Source organism: Dyella mobilis (assembly GCF_016904945.1).
GTDB classification, from domain to species: Bacteria; Pseudomonadota; Gammaproteobacteria; order Xanthomonadales; family Rhodanobacteraceae; genus Dyella_B; species Dyella_B mobilis.
Window position 1 is genome coordinate 173,584 of sequence record NZ_JADIKF010000035.1, and the last position, 18,943, is coordinate 192,526.

An 18,943-nucleotide genomic window follows, 5' to 3' on the forward strand; every position below is an offset into this window, starting at 1 on the left:
TACCGAAGTGGCCCCATGACCCGCCCCACTGATCCTTCCGCGCAGCAGCTGGTGCCCTCGCCCATTCAAACCCCGCTTTCGGCAACGCCCGAATGGGTTTTGACCACCCCGCTGACCCTGTTTTTTGCTTCAGCCGTGGGGGTGATCGTGATGAACCTGACGGCGGCGCAGCCTTTGACCGGCCCAGTCAGCCGCAGCCTGGGACTGCCGCCCGAGCTCGCCGGCCTGGTCGCGATGCTGCCGCAGCTCGGCTACGCCGCCGGCCTGCTTCTATTGGTGCCGTTGTGCGACCTGCTCGAAAACCGCCGGCTGATTTTTCGCGTGCTGATCTGCTGTGCCGCCTTCCTGGGCTTGTCGGCCATCGCGCGATCGGGGTGGCTGTTTCTCGCCTCGGTGTCGCTGGCAGGGGCGACCTCGAGCGTGATCCAGATGCTGGTGCCGATGGCGGCGTCGATGGCGCCGGAGCATCGGCGCGGCCGGGCGGTCGGCAATGTCATGAGCGGCTTGATGATCGGCATCCTGCTGTCGCGCCCACTGGCCAGCGTGATCGATGGAACACTTGGATGGCGCGCGTTCTTCGGCCTGGAAGCCGGCGCCGACGCGCTGCTTGCGATAGTCCTCTACACCCGGCTGCCCACGCGCAAACCGGCTACGAGCGCGCGCTATGCCGAACTGCTGCGCTCCCTGTGGACGCTGCTGCGCACGGAGCCGTTGTTGCGACGGCGCTCGACGCTGGCAGCGCTCGCGCTCGGCGCATTCAGCGCGTTCTGGACCAGCATCGCCTTGTTGCTGAGCCAGCCGCCGTTTTCACTGAGCATGCAAGGCGTCGCCGTGTTTGCACTGGCCGGCGCCAGCGGGGCCATCGTCACCCCGCTCGCGGGCTACCTCGGCGACCGCGGTGCCGACCACGCGACACAGTTGGCCGCACATCTGTTGATGATCGCCGCCGTGCTGGTGTTGGGCGTTGCCGGCGCCGGCTGGGGCGGATTCTCGCCCAAGGCGCATCCGGAACTGGCGCTTGCGCTGCTGGTGGCCGGCGCGGCGGCGCTCGACGCCGGCGTCATCACCGACCAGACACTCGGGAGGCGCGTCATCAATCTCATCAACCCGCCCATGCGCGGGCGCTTGAATGCGCTGTTTGTCGGCATCTTCTTCGTGGGCGGCGCGATCGGCGCGGTGCTTTCCGGGGCAGCGTGGGCGTGGGCCGGATGGACGGGCGTGTGCTTCGTCTGTCTTGGATTCACCGTCGCGATACTGCTGCTCGGCGCGATCTTTCGGCGTGCACGCTGACGCGCCGGTTTCCACGACCAGGAGGGTCTCGCCGCCGCGATAGAGATCAACTTCCTGCACGGGACCGCGCGCGCGTGCCGTGTTACTAGTGCAGCAACGTCGCCGTCGGAGATATCCATGCTCGCTGTACAAAACCTGCTTGACGCGTTCGAGCGCGTCACCGAACACTGGTCGCCGAAGGTGATCGGCAAGGTCAACGACCAGCTGCTGAAAGCAGCGAAAATCAAAGGGGAACTGGTCTGGCACGCGCACGACCACGAAGACGAGCTATTCCACATCGTCAAAGGCAGCATGCGCATCGAGCTGGAAGACGGCGTGGTCGAACTGCGCGAAGGCGACTTTCTCACCATTCCCAAGGGTGTGCGCCACAACCCGGTCGCCGACGAGGAATGCTGGGTTCTACTGATCGAGCCCGCATCCACCAAGCACACCGGAGATGAAGTGACGCCGCTGACGCGAAGCATCGAAGAGCAGTTTTCCTGAGCGCACTAACCTGGCATACGGCTTTTCCGCCAATACCGCACGCTGCGTTGTCAGGACAAATACCATCTTGTAGATTCGAAAGATGGGCCTGAAGCGCATGGACAACGTAGGCATCGTCGTCGAGGACCTCACCGCGGCGATCGATTTCTTTCGCGACCTCGGCCTCGAGCTTGAAGGTCGGGCCACCATCGAAGGCGAATGGGCCGGACGCATTACCGGCTTGGGCGATCAATGCGTCGAGATTGCCATGATGCGCACGCCCGACGGCCATGGCCGGCTCGAGCTGTCCCGCTTTATCAGGCCGTCCACAGTAGCGGATCACCGCAACGCCCCAGTGAATGCCCTGGGCTACCTGCGCGTGATGTTCGCCGTAGACGACATCGACGAGACGCTCGACAAGCTGCGCAAGCGCGGCGCGCAGCTCGTCGGCGAAGTGGTGCGTTATCAGGACTCGTATCGGCTTTGCTACATCCGCGGGCCCGAAGGGCTGCTTATCGGGCTCGCGCAGGAACTCGGCTGAGCGCCCTGCTTCAGCCGGCTTTGCGGATCATCACCGTACCGTAGGTCATGAACACCCTGGTCGTGCCCGACGGGCCGCTATAGCCACCCTGCCCGCCGCCGAGATGGCAGGCCAGCGCGGTGAATACCCAGGCATCTTCCATGGACACCAGGACCTTGCGCGTGGTCAACACACTCAGCCCATATTGCTGGCCAAAGTCGCGAACGCGCCGCGCATGCTCGCCAAGCGGCGCGGGCACCGAGGGGTGATCCCATCCCCAAAGCCAGGTACCGTCTTTGGTGTTGTAGGTGCCGACCACCTGCACCGGCCCGGTCACGATCAGGCCTCTTTCTGTATTGGTAAACGTGATCGTTCCGGCCTCAAGGTCGGCATTCCACGCGGCGCCATCCAGGCCCCAGGCCTCCATCGCGGCCTGCGTGCGCATCTGCATTTCATTGTTCGCCCGCGCGATGGTGAGATCGGGTTCGGAAAGCGCAGCGTCCGCATCGTGGGCGCTGCCCGTGCCCGCCCTGGCGTCCTGATCTTCGTTGCCGAGCAACGGCTTGCGTAAACCGGCCATTTGCATCCTCCGTGTTGGAAATGATCTGCATTAATGGGTAGGCGCCGAGGCGAACCGAACCATGCGTTCACATCGCGCTGTCGATACCTTGGCACTCGCTCCGCACCCACACCACGCTCGAATCGAGGCGGCGAGGGGTGCTTAGCGACCAGCCTGTTGTTCAACCACTGCACCATCTTCAAGCTTGAACACGGCCCGCACCGGGACGGAAGGACAGCACATCGGGTCGTTCGGCCCCAGGGCATGCCCCGATACCGTAAGTATCCCGTTCTGGAATGACGCGGTAGGCGCATCGAAGGAGCGCGTTTCCCTGGCACCGACTTGCCGGAATGCCAACAGCCGATACGCGTGCGCTGGCGGATATTTTGGGCCGGCCGTCTCGTTGCGTTCAAAGAAAGCGAGGAACTGCCAGTAGCCATTGCCCATGCCCGGCCCCTCGAGCACGAAAAACACCGCGACGATCCTCGAAGATCTTTCGGGAATCGCCGCCGTTTGTTCGGCATAGAGCGTCGCATAGCCATCCGACGTCAACGCTGCGAGTCGATCCACCGCCGCTCGGAGGTCTTTATCAGGCGGAGCCGCCAGCGCCGGCATCGCAATGAAGAACAACGTGACGAGAATTGAAAAAACGAAGGCTTTCATGGGCAACCAGGTCCTCGGTTGAGTGGGCGTATCGCCTGAATCACGCGTACTTCCCTGTCGTGAAAAATTACTCGCCCGCTTCGTAAGCAATCACGGGTCCCACACAGGCTTTCTCACGGGTAGCGACGATCGCTGGCTGATCAACGACAGGAGATCGTCAAAGCCGACCAGATTCTGATCGAACCTGAGGATGCGGCCGTCGGAGAATCGAACCGCAGCCACTCTCCCCACCTTCGTCCTTTGCACGTCGATAGATGTGGCGTCTTTCAAGGCATAGGACGTGCGACGGAAGACACCCGCCTCGATGGTCGTATCACCGACGCAAACACCATAGCGCCAAGCGAAAACGCTGGCCGCGGCGATCGCAACCGGCACCATCCCGCCGAGCACATAGCCCAATGGCAGCACGTGCCCGTCATTCGACAAAAACATCGCCACAGCAAAAATGACTGCCAGGCCGCCCAGAAGCACCGACAGGAACCGCGATGCGCGAAAGACCCGCACGTCATTGGCCATTCAATCCCCCTTTCAGTTCCTCGGAACCAGCCCCTCGCCTTCGGCCGGCGAAGCAAGCTCAGGCGCCGACATCCGGCCCGGCGATCTTAATGCGCCAACCGTCCCCTTGGCACTTGTCGGGATACGTGGAAACGAACGCAGCCATGACCATCGCAAATAACTGCCAAGTCAGCTTTGCCCCGGCAAACAGGTGGCCTCCCTGCCGGTTTCAAAATTCCCGATCCGGGATGACCGCCGTCGCAAAGGGCGCCATCACCGTCCAGCCAAGGCGTTCGTACAAGCTGCGGCCATCTTCGGTCGCCACCAGCAGTTGGCGACCGATGGACGACTTCCTCGCGGACCCAAGCGCATGCATCACGGCGATACCCAATCCCTTTCGCCGATACTCCAACGCTGTTTCGATACGGTCGTAAACGTAGGCATCCATGGTTTCCGCGGCTGTGCCACTGGCGGCGATATCCCCATTCGGCGCGACAACCTGCACCCGGGCAACCGGCCCATCCTGATGAAGCTCCATTCGGTAGCCGTCCGGTATGGGGCCGGTTTGGTGGACGATGGCGGTCGCCTCCATGAAGTAGTTGCCCGGCTGAATCTCCCACCGTGCCGGAATGGCGCCGTGCAGTTCTTCATGGGTGCCGCACAGCTTCAAAAAATACCGCGGCGTCGAAATATCGCGGGCCAGCTCGTACAGGCCATCGCAGAGCACCGGGAACACCCAGCGCTTCACTTCCTTTTCCGAATGGGTATCCACCCTGTAGCCGCCGCGGTCGTGGACCGGTTCCGGGGATTTTCGGGCCAGTGAATGCGCGGCCTGCCATGCAAAAACGAGCTTTGGGTCTATGTGCGAGCTGATCATCGTTACGTGTGGGTAGTATCTGGACTGGGGATGCTTTGAACGATCGGAAGGAACGCTAAAACTTGCGTTCGTAAGCGTCGACGTGGTGGGGAAACAGCTCTTTGTACAGGGGGTATTCGATCCCAAGAACAGCGATTTCCCTGCCGTTCTCACCCAGTTCGACGGAATGATCCGTGATGTGCACGCCGCCGGCTGACCTCAGCACCGTGCCATCCGAAAGACGAATGGAGAGATGCGGCACGCCGCGCTCTTCATTCTCCAGCTCCACGGCAGCGGATCTAACCGCCTCGTAGTCTGGCGCTGGAATGAATTTCCCGAACGCGACGCCCATCGGCGGGTCTCCCGACTCAAGCTCGGACCAGCCTATTAGCAACTCGCCGCTGTAGACGTCGAACCTATACATGGCTCATTTCGCGCTATTTTCTTGCACACGGTGAAAGGCAACCCGGTCGCCATCCTCATCGATGTATCCGGATGCGCCCTTGTCATCGTTGAAGACATACGTCGCGTCGTCGGAAAGCGTAAACCACGCCGTCGCACTTTGGGGGTACATGCTTTCCGAGGGTCGCCAGGTTTGCTTGATGGTCAAGTGGTCGCCATCAACCTGCACGGAGAAACGCCCGCTCTCGCCATACGCATAATCGCCAGCGAGCAGCTTGATCTTTTTCTCATCGACCTTGCTCACGCTGCGCACGTGCGTTTGAAAAGCCGGCCAATGGTAAGCGGCCGCGACACTGCGAACGATCTCGTCAGCAAGCGCGGCGCCGATGGAGTTGTTGGTGAGTATCACCACGCCTTCGCCACGCGAATTGAGCGCGACCATTTCGCCGGCGAATCCGGTCGTGTCGCCGCCTTTTGCAAAATACTGGCCGTCGCCCGACCCTCCAACGTCAAAGCCCATGCTGCTGCCCGACTTGACCAGCTTCAGCATCTCCCGGGCCGTAGCCGGCTGAATCAGCTCGCCGTCCCGACCGTTCCAGGCTGCCTGAATATTGATCAGAAATTTCGCCAGGTCCGAGGGCGTCGTCCACAATCCGGCCGCGGCCATTTCAGGGTACCGGTACGGCCCCCCGGGTACCGCATCACCGTTCCCCTTGTGCGGCATGGCAACGTTATTCGCCCACTCCGCAGGAAGCACTTGCGCAAAGGTGCTGCGCTGCATGCCAGCAGGGGTGAACACCTGTTGCTGGAGCCACTTTTCAAACGGCGTATGGGTGAGATCGATGATCAGCTGCTGGACGACGGTGTATCCGCCGCCGGAATAGCTCCATGCGGCGCCGGGCACCGCAACAACCCGGATCGCGGGCGAATTGGCCGGAGGGCTGCCGTCCAGCACCTGCAACAGCGTGGGCACCGACTTACCCGCGGCATATCCTTCAAAGCCGTGAACGTTGACGCCGCCGGTGTGCGAAAGAAGCTGCCGCAACGTGACGAAGTGAGCGCTGGTAAAAGTGTTGGCGGGAAAATGCCAGCTGGTCAGTTTGTCGTTGACGTTTTCGTCGAGCTGAACTTTTCCAGCCTGCACCAACTGCATCGCGGCAACCGCCGTTAGCGACTTGCTGATCGAGCCCGCCTGGAAAAGCGTGTCCGAATTGATGGCGGTGCCGCCCTGCTTGGTTACACCATACCCTTTCGACCAGGCAACGCGGCCACGATCGATAACCGCAATGCTGACCCCCTGCACGTGCATGGCGGCCATTTCTTCGAGCAATCCACGTACGGGAACGGGCTTGCCGCTTATCGCCGCCGCCGGGCGAAGCCCGTTTTCGACTTGCGAAATCTTCGCAGCCGAATTGTCCGCGTCAGCTGCGGAAGCGGTCGTAAAAGCCAGGAGCCCTGCAACCAGCGCCAGATGGATTGCCTTCGATGATCGCGTCACTGCCACTGCTCCTCGATTGACCAGGGTTCATTGCGTAACAGATACGGCACGCCCACCACGCTTGCCGCCAGACGCCGACGTAGATCGAGCGCACGATGCGTTGAAACGCCTGCTCAGTGCGCAGACGATTGACGGGATATCAGAGGGTTATCTGGATCAATACGTGGATTTGCCCCCTACGGGGCAAAGCTAGCACCCAGTCGGGCGGTGGCGAGTGCCAGAGGTCACCTTGCGAAGGGGCTCGCAAAGAATGCCGCTTTCACCAAGACGTTGGTGTGGCGGCATCCCAAAGCCATTCGTTTCCCTGCTATCGCAGTGTCGTAGTGACCGGCCGAGGCCACAGCTGGAAACAGACACTTCCACAATGCGGAATCTGAGCGCTACTGCTCGCGACCATCGACTCCGTAAACCTTTCCTATACACGTGTCGTAGATGCCGGTTACATCGCCATCCCCCATGGGAATGGCAGGGCAGCTTCCGGCAAATGGCTTGTCCGATGCCTGACTTGCCTGCTTCCAAAGGACTGCCCGTCGATCGGACAGTACAACCCAGTAGATCGGCCACTCCCCCTCTTCGACCAGCACCGCCCCCTGCATCAGCGCCGGCCGGGTTTGCAGCTCCGGAAGCTTTTTCATTTGCTGCATCTGGCTTACAAATTGCGAAACGGTCTTCTTGTTCAACCACGTCCATCCAACATTGTCGTGGATATAGAACTCGACATTTGGCGACGACTTGATGTGCGCACCCAATACCGGCGACGACTGAACGAGTTGCAGCATCTGGCGGATTCGAACAACGTCAGCCGCGTTCGCCAGGGTTTTCCCACTCAACGAAAGGCGTGTCGACAACTGCAGGTTCGAAGGACCGTCAGGGAGTTGAAGATCCGCATCAAGCTGCCGACCCGGCCAAATGCCGACGACCTTGAAGTTCGCATCCAACAGGCGAACCGCATCCGGAACCTCCGACTCGGCATCGAATCGCCCGATCTGGTCGTTCAGGCCAAATTCGAGCATATCTTCCAGATCGGAGCCTTCCAGCCCGCCCTCCAGTCGCTCTTTGTTGGTGGTGCCCTTTGGCAGCAATGCGTCCAGGGCGCGCGGGATATTCGTCGAATAGGTGCGATTTCCGAGCGCGTCTTTCCAGGGAAGCATCAGATAGTGCTGCGAACTAGACTTTGCGGACAACTTCGTGCCATCGCTTAGCGTTACCTGGATATCGATAACGGGAGAGTCATCGGTATGGATGGCATCGAAGCCCCTGGTCAACGCGTCGGCAAGTGCGCCAGGGCTCCGCAAGCTGCCACGCCACGCGCGCACGTTCGCCCCCAAGCCCGTCGAAGAAGTAGGCAGCTTTGCCTGTTCAAGAATGCCGTCGATCTCATGCTGAGCATCATTCACCGCCGGCTCCAACGTGCGCAGATCGACGCGCGACTGAACCGGCGCTTCCATCGCGCCGACCAATTCAGTCACTCGCTCGGGCGATATGGTCTGCGCAGGAAACACCTGCTTAGGAAGCGGCTTCCCGTAGCGGCTTTTGCTGTGCCAGCCCGTAAGCCGATAGGAAGCGCCATTTTTCTCAATGACGATATGCGTGTTAAATGGCATTTCAGGATTGAACCCGCCCCACGCGGAATCGATGACTACGCGCTCTGGCATAGGTTCGGCGACCTGGCCATATGCGTAAAGAGGGATAAAACACAGTGCCGCTGCAATGAACCATCCGCGGTTCCGCGAAAATCCTTTGTGCCACGATTGCTCAGGCACTTCCCATCCGTTCATGACGCCCCCTGATTAAGCCACGCCGCCCGGCTGCGCCGGGCATGGCGGATTTTCCTATATCCGTTTGCACCTGTCAGGCAATTGGGATGACCTCAAATGACGACGCCATTAAGGACTGTCAGGAAGTTGAAGTCGTGCGTCCCACCGCCGGCTTTTCCAGGAAACGAGAGCAATGCCGACAGCCTTGGCGTTTGCATCCAGCAGGCGACCCGAATCTGGAGCCGCCGACTCGGTATCGAATTGTCCGACCTGGTTGTCCAGGCCACGTTCGAGCAGTTGTTTCAGATCGAAGTCATCCAGCACGCCCTCCAACCTTTCTTTGTTGGTGGCATCCTTTGGCAGCAATGCGTCCAGAGCTCGCGGGATATTCGGCGAATAAGTGCGATCTCCGCGCGCATTTTCCCAGGGAAGCATCAGGTAATGCTGCGACCTGGACTGCGCGGACAACTTCGTGCCATCGCTTAGCGTCACCTGGATATCGATAGACGGAAAGTCGTCGGTATGGGTTTGATCGAACCCCGTGGTCAACAATTGAGCAAGCGCGCCGGGGCTCCGCAAACTGTCGCGCCAAGCGAGCACCTTCGCCCACGAACCCGTCGATGCGGAAGGCTGTTTTGTGTCTTTGAGAATGTCATCGATTTCTTGCTGAGCTTCGTTGACCGTCGGCTCCAATGTGCGCAGATCAATGAGCGGTTGAACCGGCGCTTTCATCGCACCGACCAATTCAGCTACTCGCTCGGGCGCTATGTCCTGAGAAGAAAACGCCTGCTCCGGAAGCGGATTCCAGTGGCGACTTTTGCTGTGTCCGCCCGTAAGCCGATAGTGAGCTCCCTCTTTTTCAATGACGATGTGTGTACGAAATGGTGCATCAGGATCGAGTCCACCCCATTCCGAATCGATGACTACGCGCTCTGCCGTAGGCTCAACGGCCTGGCCGTATGCGTAAAGAGGGGCAAAGCAAAAAGCTGCCGCAACGAACCACGCGCGGCTCCGCGAAAATCCTTTGTGCCACGAGTGCTTAGGCACTTCCCATCCATTCATGACGCCCCCTGATTAAGCCATGTCGCCCGGCTGCGCCGAGCATGGCAGATTTTCCTGTATCCGTTTGCACCTGCCAGGCAATTAGGATGGCCTCAGATCACGACGCCATACGTTCCCTCGGGCAAAGCTTGATCAATCCTAATTTTCAGCGAGCTTGTCCAGCCACGACGCGAGATCACTGACGGCCAATTCAACGGTTTCAACAAAATCCTTGAGCGGAAAGACCATCTCCACATCCTTTCCCAAATACCGATCCTTCACAAACTCGATCTCAGGAGAGCCATGCCGTGAAAGACGAATGATACAAACCCGCTGTCCCGCGAACTGGATCTCGGCAGCGGGAGTGATATCGGGATCTTCTGTGATGAAAAGAATTTCAAATGCCATATGAAGCGGACACTATCAATTTCCTCTGGAAACCTCACTCAGCGCACGCCGCGTACCGCCGGCATCGCGCGCAACGATTAAAAATCACCGCTACGTCAAAGTATCCTTGAAAGGCTCGGCAACGATCTGATAGTCATCTTCGTAAACGACATACCCCGGGCGATCCTGCTTCAGAACCTCAACTTGGACGCCATATGCCACCAGGATTGAGGAAAAACTGCGCATTTTTGCAATGTGCTCTACAGCAGAGGGCTTGAACCAGCTCAAGGCAACTTTCTTGGCGTGCACCTTGCTGGACTTCGCGAAGGATTCCGGCACGGGAAGGTTTTCACGGAACCATTTTCGAAGCGCCTCATAGGATGCCTGCTCTTCCGACCTCAGGTACCCGTTATCTGCAATGTAACCCAAAGCCTGAAAGAGCCCCTGCCTTCGCCCCGAATCGGGGTCGATGGAATGAACAACGAAACGGATATACATCCTGCCGTTACCCCTGGAAGGCACTACGACCCCCACCGCCAGAACCGGATTCCCTGATTCACGTCCTTCGGCCCGATGTTGAAATCCCCCTCGCTGTTAGATAGCGCATTCACCGCCTCGCGAAATTTGCTTCGCCAGGTCTCCCCAAGCACCAGATCCGCGACGTCGCCGGATTCATTGAGAAGCCAGTCCATGGGTGAGTCGGCGCAAGACACGCGGAGCTTTGAAACGCTTTCGACGTCCCAAGACAACTTCCCCGGCACGGTCAGAAGTGTCCTGGACGGCACCATTAAGGAAACCGTTCGGTACGCCACCGAAATGTCACCCGAAAACGCGTCGATCAGCGCGAGAAGGGACCTGCAGCCATCAGCATCGGCGCTGAGGTGCCACCCCTTGAAAGAGCGATTCGCTCCAACGTATCGCCACAGAGATACGAGACCTCGTTGACGCCAGTTTTGCAGTGTTTGGTTCGTCATCGAAGTCGGTTTCAATTCTTTCGCGTCTGCTGGTCCAATTTTGCAAAGATCTCGCCTATCGATAGGCGGTCGTGCCAAATGTCTTCCATCGATAAATGATGAACTCGCTTTAGGTCGCTCGCGAGGGCTTCGAGCTCAAGCGCGTCAGGCCACCCCTACCTTGCGCCTCCTTCAATGGCCGAATCGGCTACGGCAACCATCGTCGCCTGTTGTTCGGGTGCACTTTGGATGGGCAACTTCAGCTGCGCGGTATACGTAACATTGCCCATGCTCCATTCGATGGTACTTGGGGAACGTGACCCACCACGACTACCTGGCAGGAAATAACCCATAACACCGTGCACCAGGCTGACCCGATGCTTCAAATTTGGAAAGTTCGAGTTCAACTTCCCAGAAAAGTAGCCCGCAAATCCTGCATCCCCAACGCCTTTTTGGTAGTACAGACGGATTTCATAGCTCGTTTCATCACCAGTGCCCGCGGATGCGTGAATGTTGGCATCTATCGCCGATGGCAGCTTGCTTGGCAGGAGCACGGAGATTTTTGTCAGTGGCTTCACTTGTGTCAGTGCCATCGAAAGCGGTTTCGATGTAATGGGCGCGGCAAAAACGCTGCTGGAAAAAGCGGCGAGCAATGAAAATCCCGCCATGGCCTTGAAACAGTTTTTCAGCATGAAAGTCGAACCTTTTGCATTCAATTTCGCCACTCGCCGCCCGGCTGAGCTCGTATTCCCGAGCAGACAGCCATTCCCGGCACCTGATTTCGGATTCGCTTCGTCGAGCCAAGCTCGTCGATTCAACATCCGTTCTCGACCGGATCCGATCAATCTTCCGGCGCTGTATAAACAGGCTTTTCCTCTTCGCCCTTTTCGGCCAACTCCAGTGCGTGCTTGCGCTCGTCCAGCTGTCCGGGATCTTTTGTACTGGGCATCAGCGCCTTGAGGATCATCACATAAGCTGTTTTCTGGGCGTCGGCTGCCGGCACCGCAACGTCCGGTTTTACGCCTACGTGTTCCCAGTTTGTCTTGGTTATGGGGTTGATCGCGCGTCCGTTGGGAATAAATGCAAGGAGGCCGTGACCAAGGGGGAACATGTCGCCGGGGTTGGCGCCGCCGCCCGTGGTCTGGCCCACCAGCGTCGCGCGCTTCTGGGTCTGGAAGTCGTAAGCACATTCTTCGCCGCCGGAGAACGTCGCCGCCGAGATCAGCACATAAACCGGCTTGGTATAACGAGGCCCCTGCACGGGAACCGTCCAGAACTCCTGGGTTCGATCGTTGGACCGCCAATAGAGGTCATTGAGGTGGCGATCGTCGCCCGCAGCAAAAAAGTAGCTGAGAAACGTTGCGACAGACTGCGGGTCGCCGCCGCCGTTCTGGCGCAGATCGAGGATCAATGCGTCAGTCCCGGCCAGCAAGGTCATGGCGGAGTCGTAGGCGCCGGGAATGAAATCGGAAGACAGGAATCCGCGCAAATCCAGATAGCCGACATTGCCGGGCAATCGTTCCACCTTGAAGAAACCGCCGGCATAGTAGTCCGCCTCCTTGCGCTCGTCGTCCATCTGCGTCTTGGAAAGGCGATCCCCTGGCGGTGTCGGCTGGAACGTAGGGTCGTACGTCACCATGAAATGCCGGTCGTTGCCGAACTTGTGCAGATCGCCAGTCAGCGCCTTGGCAAAACTGTCCGTCGTTTTGTCGTTGGCATAGGCCCCGCTGTCGAGTCTGTCATGCATGGCCGCTGCAACTTTGGCTGCGACGTCGGCAAAGACATAATTCGCCTTGAGCTGCTTGCCGAGCGCCTGGACCACTTCCTTCTGCTCCGATGCCGTAACCGGAGATGCATGCGCCGCGTCGTCCTGGGCATAGACCGAGGCAGCGCAGACCATCGAAATCAGGCAAACGAGAACACATCGATAAGCAGACACTGCGATCTCCTTGACGTTTGGTTGTAAATGCTTGGCGAGCACGACCCATTCACGTTTCGTGCCGGTGCGTAAGGCTACTTCACACCATAGAAGTCGACCGCTGCCCGGGGGGCATCTATGGCACTGGTGGTCCGCCCAAGCAAGCGTGGAAAGCGAAACGCAGGTTGGGGAACGACGTGCCCGCCACCGTGCACGGCATCGAGTTCGGCGACAACTATGCCTTGCTGCAACCAGGTCGTGCGCTCGACCCAGGTGGGGTCGCCTTGCCTGGTCGGCTCCAGCCGAACCGTAACGGGCGACGAGGTGACGCCATCGCCGGCTGCGAAGGTTTGCACCGACTGCATGGCCGGTTGCGACTGGCCACGACTGGCGAAACCAAACAGCGATACCGTGCCGCCATGGAATGGGTTGATCGGATCGTCCGTCCCATCGATCACCATCACCGGCGGAGCAGGCTTGCCGGTGGGACACGACGAATCGTCCGGCACAGGCAGGCTTACCGAGACTGCGGTGATGGCGGCCACCTCATCGGGATGCTCCAGCGCCATGCGGATCGCCATGCTTCCGCCATTCGAATAGCCGAACAGGTAGACCCGTTTCGGGTCGATCCCCGCCTCGCTCTTCAAACGGGCAATCATGGCCTGGAGAAAGCCGACATCATCGATATTTTCGAGCTTGGCCGGATAAGTGGCCTTCTTTCGACAGTCGTTCCAGTTGTGCTTGTAGCCATCGGGATAGAGCACGGCAAATTTGCGCTCATCGGCGAGGCGATCGAATTCAAAGCCGGTCCAATGCCTCATCAAGGCCCCATCCATGAGCGAGCCGTGCAGAACGATGACCAAAGGCGACGCGGGCGGCAAGTCCGCTGGCACATACGCCAGAAAGCTTCGCTGGCGACCGCCCACATCGATCATTTCGCGATGAGCTGAATGACTGAGCTTCGGTGCGACCGGAAACGGGCTATAGAGAAAATAAAATCCCATGGCCACGATCATGGCGATGAACGTCAGTACCGCGATTCCGCCAATGCGCAAAACCTTTCTCACAAAGGACCTCCCTATCCGGATTTCTTCACCTGATTCGCGAGCGCCAAGCAACGCCTGCTTCGGTTCGCGCGCAGTGCCGCGATCACGCAACGCTGCCAAACATCACGTGCGGCGACGCTCCCCAATGATGGAGGGGACGGTTAAAGCGGCCACCACGAAAATGGCAAGCATGCCGACAACCATTGCAGGAAGCAGCCAGGGCGCAGACCCGAAGAACTTGGGGACTACAAATTTCGCAAGCACGTCCCCCAAGACCGCACCTCCCAGGCCGCAGCCAGCAGTAGCAACGGCTTTACGAAAAGTGATATCACGTTTAGTCACGTCACGTATCCCAGCTGTTTTGCACAGATGTCCGAATTAAAAGGCAGCAACACGTGGCTCGCCTGCGCGAGCGACCGCGCGCAACAGATATCAACCATGCCTCGCTCTGGCCGAAACCAGGAAAACCGCAGAAATCGTGGCGAAACAAACTGCCCCGACACCATAGGCAATGACGACGCCGACCTTATCTATCCCGAATACTTCAAATGCGTGCCATGCAAAAGCCATGGCGCCGACTGCGTAGGCGCCTGAAAGTGCGCGATAGCGGCGTGGCTTTGGTGTGTCGAAAGCTCTCATTCTAGGCATCCCTGTGTATGCGCCGATCCTCGACGCATTTGATGAAATCTTGGCTTCCCGAAAGCATATAGGTAACCGAAAGCTTGCGGCCATCTTTGAAATGAAGAAAAGCCTGCTTCCCCTTTTCTTCGATCGATGCCAGCTGACCGAGGCTGAAATCCGTACGCCCAAAGGGCCACCGATTCACCGTGATGGCGTCTGGTGTCAGCACCGCAAGATAGCTGGCGAGGTAGATGGAGAAGAGAAAACAGACCACTCCAAGGGCAATCGGCGCATAACACAACATGGCCAAATTTCCAGAGTAGTGGTGATTGAGTGGCACGAACCACTGAAAGGCGCCAAATCCGGTAAACACCAGGCCGCATACCAGTATTACGTACGGTGAGCCGACAAAGCGCATGGCGGGATACCCGGACTGGTCTTTTTCCCTGGGCCGGCCCCACATCACGAAATAGAACACAACTCCCATCAAGAGCGGACCTAGCGCTCCGAAGATCATGGCGTGAATCACGTGCACCTCCCCGAATTGAAAGCGAATTGAAAACCTTCGCGAGAGACGACTGAGACTGCTAGTCACTCAGATAGAACGTATATCCCTTGGCACGACGCTTTCGTATGCCGGTAAGCAGGCTTACCGAAGCCACGCTGTCCGTGATCAATAAAGGAATGCCGCCCTTGTTGGCATCCGAATAGAGGCCGCCCGGACGCCACTCCGACAACACCGACTCTTTTGCCAGCTGCTCTGCCAACTCACTATTTGCGGCTCTAACAAACCGAGTCGCATAGAAGCCGATCACAGGATCCCCGCCACTGCTAGACGCAAGCAAAACGCCGCTACCACAGAGCAAAACCTGGAAGTACGCCATAGACCGCCGATCCATCGCAAATAAGATTGCCACTTCCAAGCTCAAAGCAGCTGTGAGTCAGACCAAATATCCGTCTGCCAAGGTGCTATTTGCATACATCTTCTTGAGGCAATGCAGCGTTGCAGCGTGCACCGGACTCGTGCGCCACATCGTGTTGGCGCGTGACGGACGCGTCCATGGCGCCGCACCCGGATGCGACCTGCTGATCACCCATTGCTCCCCCTAGGGCATCAAACGAATCGCTGATGCCACGGACAGATGTTAGCGGGAAGATCCTTTTGAAAACAACTGAATATCGGCTTCGCAAGGTGTTGCGTTGATCGACTTAAAAAGCCGCCAAAGGCCGTCATTCTGTCTGGCTAGCGCACCTTGTCCGCGGGGCCAGCTACGCCATTCAGAGCATCAGACGTAAGTTTGTCCAGTTTCTGATTCCCGCTGGTCCAAGGATTCGCCCGTCTATATTCCCTGATCGCAGAAAGGGCCCTGGACGTATCGCCTCGGGGATCGAGGCCCGCTTTCTCTGCACCGACCAATTCCGGGATTTCGCTGGTCAATCTCCATTCGAGCACGCGACGGGCATCTTCGATCTTGCCCGCGCGAATATCACTCAATGCAGCCACTGTGCCCAGCGCATCGCCGGCCTTTTGCTCGTCGTATTGCGAAGAAGCCCATTTATTCCAATCGATACCCCACCGCTCCATGTACTCGAAGACTGCGTAGCCAGCCACCACGCCGCCAATGACTGCCCCCGCGACCAGCAAGCCTATGATTTTTGTCCATCGCATGACGCCTCTCCCGCCTTGGATTGTAAAACGCCGGCTATTTAGGCTGAGAACTGAAATCGCCCACTGACCCTACATGCGACATTATGCGCGGCTCAGCAGCCCAGAATTCAATGCTACATCGAACGTATTTTGGGCAAAGGCGTGTCATTCGTCATACCGGCAGAGCCAAGCCATCGACTCATTTCCCATCCTCAACCTCACGAATCTCTTTCCGCATGCGTCGAATCCGCCCGTGCGCCACCTCCGCACTGCTCTGCCCCATCTCCATCAACAGGGAAACGGCCCACAGGGCCTTGGCGAGATCGTCGGGGTTGATGTCCACGTCCTGGCTCAACAGATCGGCGAGACTTTGGGTGATGCCGCGTGCGCCTTCCAGCAGCAGGCTGGCGTCGTCGAGAAATTTTCCGGGGTGGCAGACCGGGGCGCAGTAGTAGCTGGCATTGAGGGTGACCCAGGCACCTTGGGCGCGCTTCTTCATGGGTGATTCCTTGCGGTGATCGATGTATGCGTTGCTGGTTTGAGGAACGAACGATTGGCTTCGGGCAATAGAAGGCCGCGCGCACTGGAGTGCGTCGAAGGGTTCATGATTTTCTCCACGCGGTTAGATCACGCCGTACATTGCGTACGGCGTGAAGGGCTTGCAGGAAAAATCCTGCACGACTAATCGGAATGGACTGACCGGATCAGTCGGACGCCCTGATGGCCCGACATCGCATCAGCCTTACGGTGGTGAAGAAATACGGGAGGGGTGCTCGGGAGCGAGGACGCGCGTGGGCGCGTGACGTATCATCGGGCGTAGCCATGATTAACTATCTCTCTAAGTTAATGGTGGTTAGCGGGTCGTGTGGATGCCAGTCCATGCGATCCGCGCTCTTCACTGCTTGTCGGGCGACGCGGTTCTCATCTGCGGAGGCTCGCCCGACGTTTCCATTGTCGCGCTGCCTGCCTTTGGTGCGCTGTCAGTAGAAGCTGATAAAGCGCTACGGTTTATCTCGCGCGACGTGCTCCCTCTCCCCTCCGGGGAGAGGGTTGGGGTGAAGGGTCGGGCTTGCGAAGAGGTATTTGCTTGCGTGGCGCGAGTGATTTTTGCTCTCGCAGTAACGCAGCGTCGCGCAAGAGTGGCCCCTCACCCCAGCCCGCTCCCCGAAGGGGAGAGGGAGCAACGCTCGCCTTGATGTGGTGTTGTGCGAGATTGACCCACGTGTCGCGCGACGTGCTCCCTCTCCCCTCCGGGGAGAGGGTTGGGGTGAGGGGTCGGGGCTTGCGAAGAGGTATTTGCTTGCGTGGCGCGAGTGATTTTTGCTCTCGCACTAGCGCAGCGTCGCGCAAGATTGGCCCCTCACCCCAGCCCGCTCCCCGGAGGGGAGATGGAGCAACGCTCGGGACGGATGGCCCATCCATTTCTCGTTGAGCTGAGGTATGGTTCCCGGCGGTGAACTAGGGTGTTCACCTTCGGGGGGCGAGTGACTACATCGGATGGCAGTGCCGACGTTCTGGGCGAAGTTGCCAAAGGGCGCAAAGAGGATATAGACGCAATCACGAACGCTTCCGGCACGGGACCGGTGCAGGAGGACGAGCGGATCGTCTTTATCGATGCATTGCGCGGTTGCGCGCTGTTCGGCGTGCTGGCAGCGAATATGCGCGGTTTCAATTTGCCGCTGTCGCTCTACGACACGTCGGAAAAAATCTTCCCGGCACGGCACGACGTTTGGATGCAGGCGCTATTGGATGCCTTTGTCTCAGGCAAGGCTTATACGACGTTCGCCTTTCTTTTCGGATTGGGTTTTGCGATTCAAATGACGCGCGCCCAGGCACGCAGCGTTAGCTTTCCGTGGTTCTATCTGCGCCGACTTGGTGCTCTGGCACTGTTCGGTCTCGTGCACGGCGCCGTTATCTGGAGCGGCGACATCCTGCTGCCGTACGCGCTCGGCGGTTTCTTTCTGTTCTGGTTCCGCAAGGCGACACCCAAGGCCATATTGATCCTGGCGATCATCTTGTGGGCGATATCACCATTGCTGGTGATCGGCACCTGGATCGCCAAACATTTCCACGTCGCCGCACTTCATTGGCTGGCCGGATTTGACACCTCGACACCCGACCTGGCGAAGACTCGGCAAGTCATCGACACCTATGCACACGCCAATCTGTCCAGCCTGGTGCAGGAAAACGGACACATATGGCTTGCGTGGTTGGCTCCCCTCATACCGATCATGGCGATATCGAGCCTGCCCCTGTTTCTGGCGGGCCTGTACGTGTGGCGCAAGGGTTGGGTACAGGCGCTGCCCGAGCGAACGGCAACACTTCGGCGCGTCTGTGCGTGGACGTTGCCGCTGGGGCTTGCTGCACAAATAGCCTGTGTGGTGGCGAATCATTGGCTCATGCCACAACATGCCGACTCCCCATGGGTCTTGATCAGCACGCTGGCAAACATAGCGAGCGCTCCGCTGGCGAGTTGCGGCTACGCCACCGGCCTGGCATTGCTGTTTTACCACCCGCGTTGGCGCTCGCGCGTCACCTGGCTGGCGCCGATGGGGCGCATGGCATTGACCAACTACCTTACGCAGTCGGTTTTCTTCGTGAGCCTTTACAGCGGCCTCATTACCGGGCTGTACGGACGCGTGGGGCCGGCCTGGAACATGCTGGCGGCCGTACTTTTTTACGTGGCGCAAGTCCGCTTCAGCCAATGGTGGTTCAAGCACTTCCGCTTCGGGCCGGTGGAGTGGCTGTGGCGGGGGGTAACTTACCTGAAGTGGCCTGTCATGCGTCTGGCGTAAATAAATACGCAGCAGCCTTTCACCGCAAAAAC

The 18,943-nt window shown here is 58.9% G+C and carries 24 protein-coding genes; 4 read left to right on the forward strand and 20 right to left on the reverse strand.

Annotated features, from left to right (window positions below; genetic code table 11):
- Positions 1-15 precede the first annotated feature (15 nt).
- The 3 genes from ISS99_RS04695 (at position 16) to ISS99_RS04705 (ending at position 2,293) form a co-directional block, all read left to right on the forward strand.
- The gene (locus ISS99_RS04695; protein WP_204630426.1) at positions 16-1,290 is read left to right on the forward strand and encodes an MFS transporter; all 1,275 of its coding nucleotides are present in this window, start codon (positions 16-18) and stop codon (positions 1,288-1,290) included.
- 117 nt (positions 1,291-1,407) lie between these two features.
- Complete coding sequence (locus ISS99_RS04700; RefSeq protein ID WP_204630427.1) at positions 1,408-1,773, forward strand: cupin domain-containing protein; 366 nt, start codon at positions 1,408-1,410, stop codon at positions 1,771-1,773.
- 82 nt (positions 1,774-1,855) lie between these two features.
- Positions 1,856-2,293, forward strand: coding sequence for a VOC family protein (locus ISS99_RS04705; RefSeq protein WP_204630428.1), 438 nt, complete (start codon positions 1,856-1,858; stop codon positions 2,291-2,293).
- Positions 2,294-2,303: 10 nt separating this feature from the next.
- Here the strand turns inward: ISS99_RS04705 and ISS99_RS04710 are convergent, their stop codons facing one another.
- The 20 genes from ISS99_RS04710 to ISS99_RS04805 form a co-directional block, all read right to left on the reverse strand.
- Positions 2,304-2,852, reverse strand: coding sequence for a DUF6882 domain-containing protein (locus tag ISS99_RS04710; protein WP_204630429.1), 549 nt, complete (start codon positions 2,850-2,852; stop codon positions 2,304-2,306).
- Between the two features lie 141 nt (positions 2,853-2,993).
- Entirely contained in the window at positions 2,994-3,494 is a 501-nt protein-coding gene (locus tag ISS99_RS04715) for a hypothetical protein (RefSeq protein WP_204630430.1), read from the reverse strand.
- A 90-nt stretch (positions 3,495-3,584) separates the two neighbouring features.
- Positions 3,585-4,010 (reverse strand): hypothetical protein, encoded by a 426-nt coding sequence (locus tag ISS99_RS04720; protein ID WP_204630431.1) that lies wholly within the window; start codon positions 4,008-4,010, stop codon positions 3,585-3,587.
- Positions 4,011-4,218: 208 nt separating this feature from the next.
- Positions 4,219-4,866 carry a GNAT family N-acetyltransferase gene (locus ISS99_RS04725; protein ID WP_204630432.1) on the reverse strand — a complete coding sequence of 216 codons (648 nt, stop codon included), beginning with the start codon at positions 4,864-4,866 and terminating at the stop codon, positions 4,219-4,221.
- A 55-nt stretch (positions 4,867-4,921) separates the two neighbouring features.
- Complete coding sequence (locus tag ISS99_RS04730) at positions 4,922-5,269, reverse strand: hypothetical protein (protein ID WP_204630433.1); 348 nt, start codon at positions 5,267-5,269, stop codon at positions 4,922-4,924.
- Between the two features lie 3 nt (positions 5,270-5,272).
- Positions 5,273-6,751, reverse strand: a complete 1,479-nt coding sequence (locus ISS99_RS04735; RefSeq protein WP_204630434.1) for a serine hydrolase domain-containing protein — start codon at positions 6,749-6,751, stop codon at positions 5,273-5,275.
- Positions 6,752-7,125: 374 nt separating this feature from the next.
- A complete protein-coding gene (locus tag ISS99_RS04740; RefSeq protein WP_204630435.1) occupies positions 7,126-8,523 on the reverse strand; it encodes a hypothetical protein in 1,398 nt (465 codons plus the stop codon).
- Between the two features lie 108 nt (positions 8,524-8,631).
- Entirely contained in the window at positions 8,632-9,564 is a 933-nt protein-coding gene (locus ISS99_RS04745; RefSeq protein WP_204630436.1) for a hypothetical protein, read from the reverse strand.
- A gap of 138 nt (positions 9,565-9,702) precedes the next feature.
- Positions 9,703-9,951 (reverse strand): hypothetical protein, encoded by a 249-nt coding sequence (locus ISS99_RS04750; RefSeq protein ID WP_204630437.1) that lies wholly within the window; start codon positions 9,949-9,951, stop codon positions 9,703-9,705.
- A 90-nt stretch (positions 9,952-10,041) separates the two neighbouring features.
- The gene (locus ISS99_RS04755; RefSeq protein ID WP_204630438.1) at positions 10,042-10,428 is read right to left on the reverse strand and encodes a hypothetical protein; all 387 of its coding nucleotides are present in this window, start codon (positions 10,426-10,428) and stop codon (positions 10,042-10,044) included.
- A 23-nt stretch (positions 10,429-10,451) separates the two neighbouring features.
- Entirely contained in the window at positions 10,452-10,622 is a 171-nt protein-coding gene (locus ISS99_RS04760) for a hypothetical protein (RefSeq protein WP_204630439.1), read from the reverse strand.
- A gap of 437 nt (positions 10,623-11,059) precedes the next feature.
- Positions 11,060-11,704, reverse strand: coding sequence for a hypothetical protein (locus ISS99_RS04765; RefSeq protein ID WP_204630440.1), 645 nt, complete (start codon positions 11,702-11,704; stop codon positions 11,060-11,062).
- A 20-nt stretch (positions 11,705-11,724) separates the two neighbouring features.
- Positions 11,725-12,864, reverse strand: a complete 1,140-nt coding sequence (locus ISS99_RS04770; RefSeq protein WP_204630441.1) for a S41 family peptidase — start codon at positions 12,862-12,864, stop codon at positions 11,725-11,727.
- Between the two features lie 32 nt (positions 12,865-12,896).
- The gene (locus tag ISS99_RS04775; protein ID WP_204630442.1) at positions 12,897-13,868 is read right to left on the reverse strand and encodes a CE1 family esterase; all 972 of its coding nucleotides are present in this window, start codon (positions 13,866-13,868) and stop codon (positions 12,897-12,899) included.
- A gap of 102 nt (positions 13,869-13,970) precedes the next feature.
- The gene (locus tag ISS99_RS04780) at positions 13,971-14,189 is read right to left on the reverse strand and encodes a hypothetical protein (RefSeq protein WP_204630443.1); all 219 of its coding nucleotides are present in this window, start codon (positions 14,187-14,189) and stop codon (positions 13,971-13,973) included.
- Positions 14,190-14,279: 90 nt separating this feature from the next.
- The gene (locus tag ISS99_RS04785; RefSeq protein ID WP_204630444.1) at positions 14,280-14,486 is read right to left on the reverse strand and encodes a hypothetical protein; all 207 of its coding nucleotides are present in this window, start codon (positions 14,484-14,486) and stop codon (positions 14,280-14,282) included.
- Position 14,487: 1 nt separating this feature from the next.
- Positions 14,488-14,997: a hypothetical protein gene (locus ISS99_RS04790; RefSeq protein ID WP_204630445.1), complete on the reverse strand. Its 510-nt coding sequence runs from the start codon at positions 14,995-14,997 to the stop codon at positions 14,488-14,490.
- 58 nt (positions 14,998-15,055) lie between these two features.
- Complete coding sequence (locus tag ISS99_RS04795) at positions 15,056-15,352, reverse strand: hypothetical protein (RefSeq protein ID WP_204630446.1); 297 nt, start codon at positions 15,350-15,352, stop codon at positions 15,056-15,058.
- Between the two features lie 359 nt (positions 15,353-15,711).
- Positions 15,712-16,137: a hypothetical protein gene (locus ISS99_RS04800; protein WP_204630447.1), complete on the reverse strand. Its 426-nt coding sequence runs from the start codon at positions 16,135-16,137 to the stop codon at positions 15,712-15,714.
- Positions 16,138-16,315: 178 nt separating this feature from the next.
- On the reverse strand, positions 16,316-16,615 hold the full coding sequence (locus ISS99_RS04805; RefSeq protein WP_204630448.1) for a hypothetical protein: 300 nt from the start codon (positions 16,613-16,615) through the stop codon (positions 16,316-16,318).
- Between the two features lie 985 nt (positions 16,616-17,600).
- Between ISS99_RS04805 and ISS99_RS23625 the strand changes: the two genes are divergently transcribed.
- Positions 17,601-18,911: a DUF418 domain-containing protein gene (locus ISS99_RS23625; RefSeq protein ID WP_204630449.1), complete on the forward strand. Its 1,311-nt coding sequence runs from the start codon at positions 17,601-17,603 to the stop codon at positions 18,909-18,911.
- Positions 18,912-18,943: the final 32 nt, after the last annotated feature.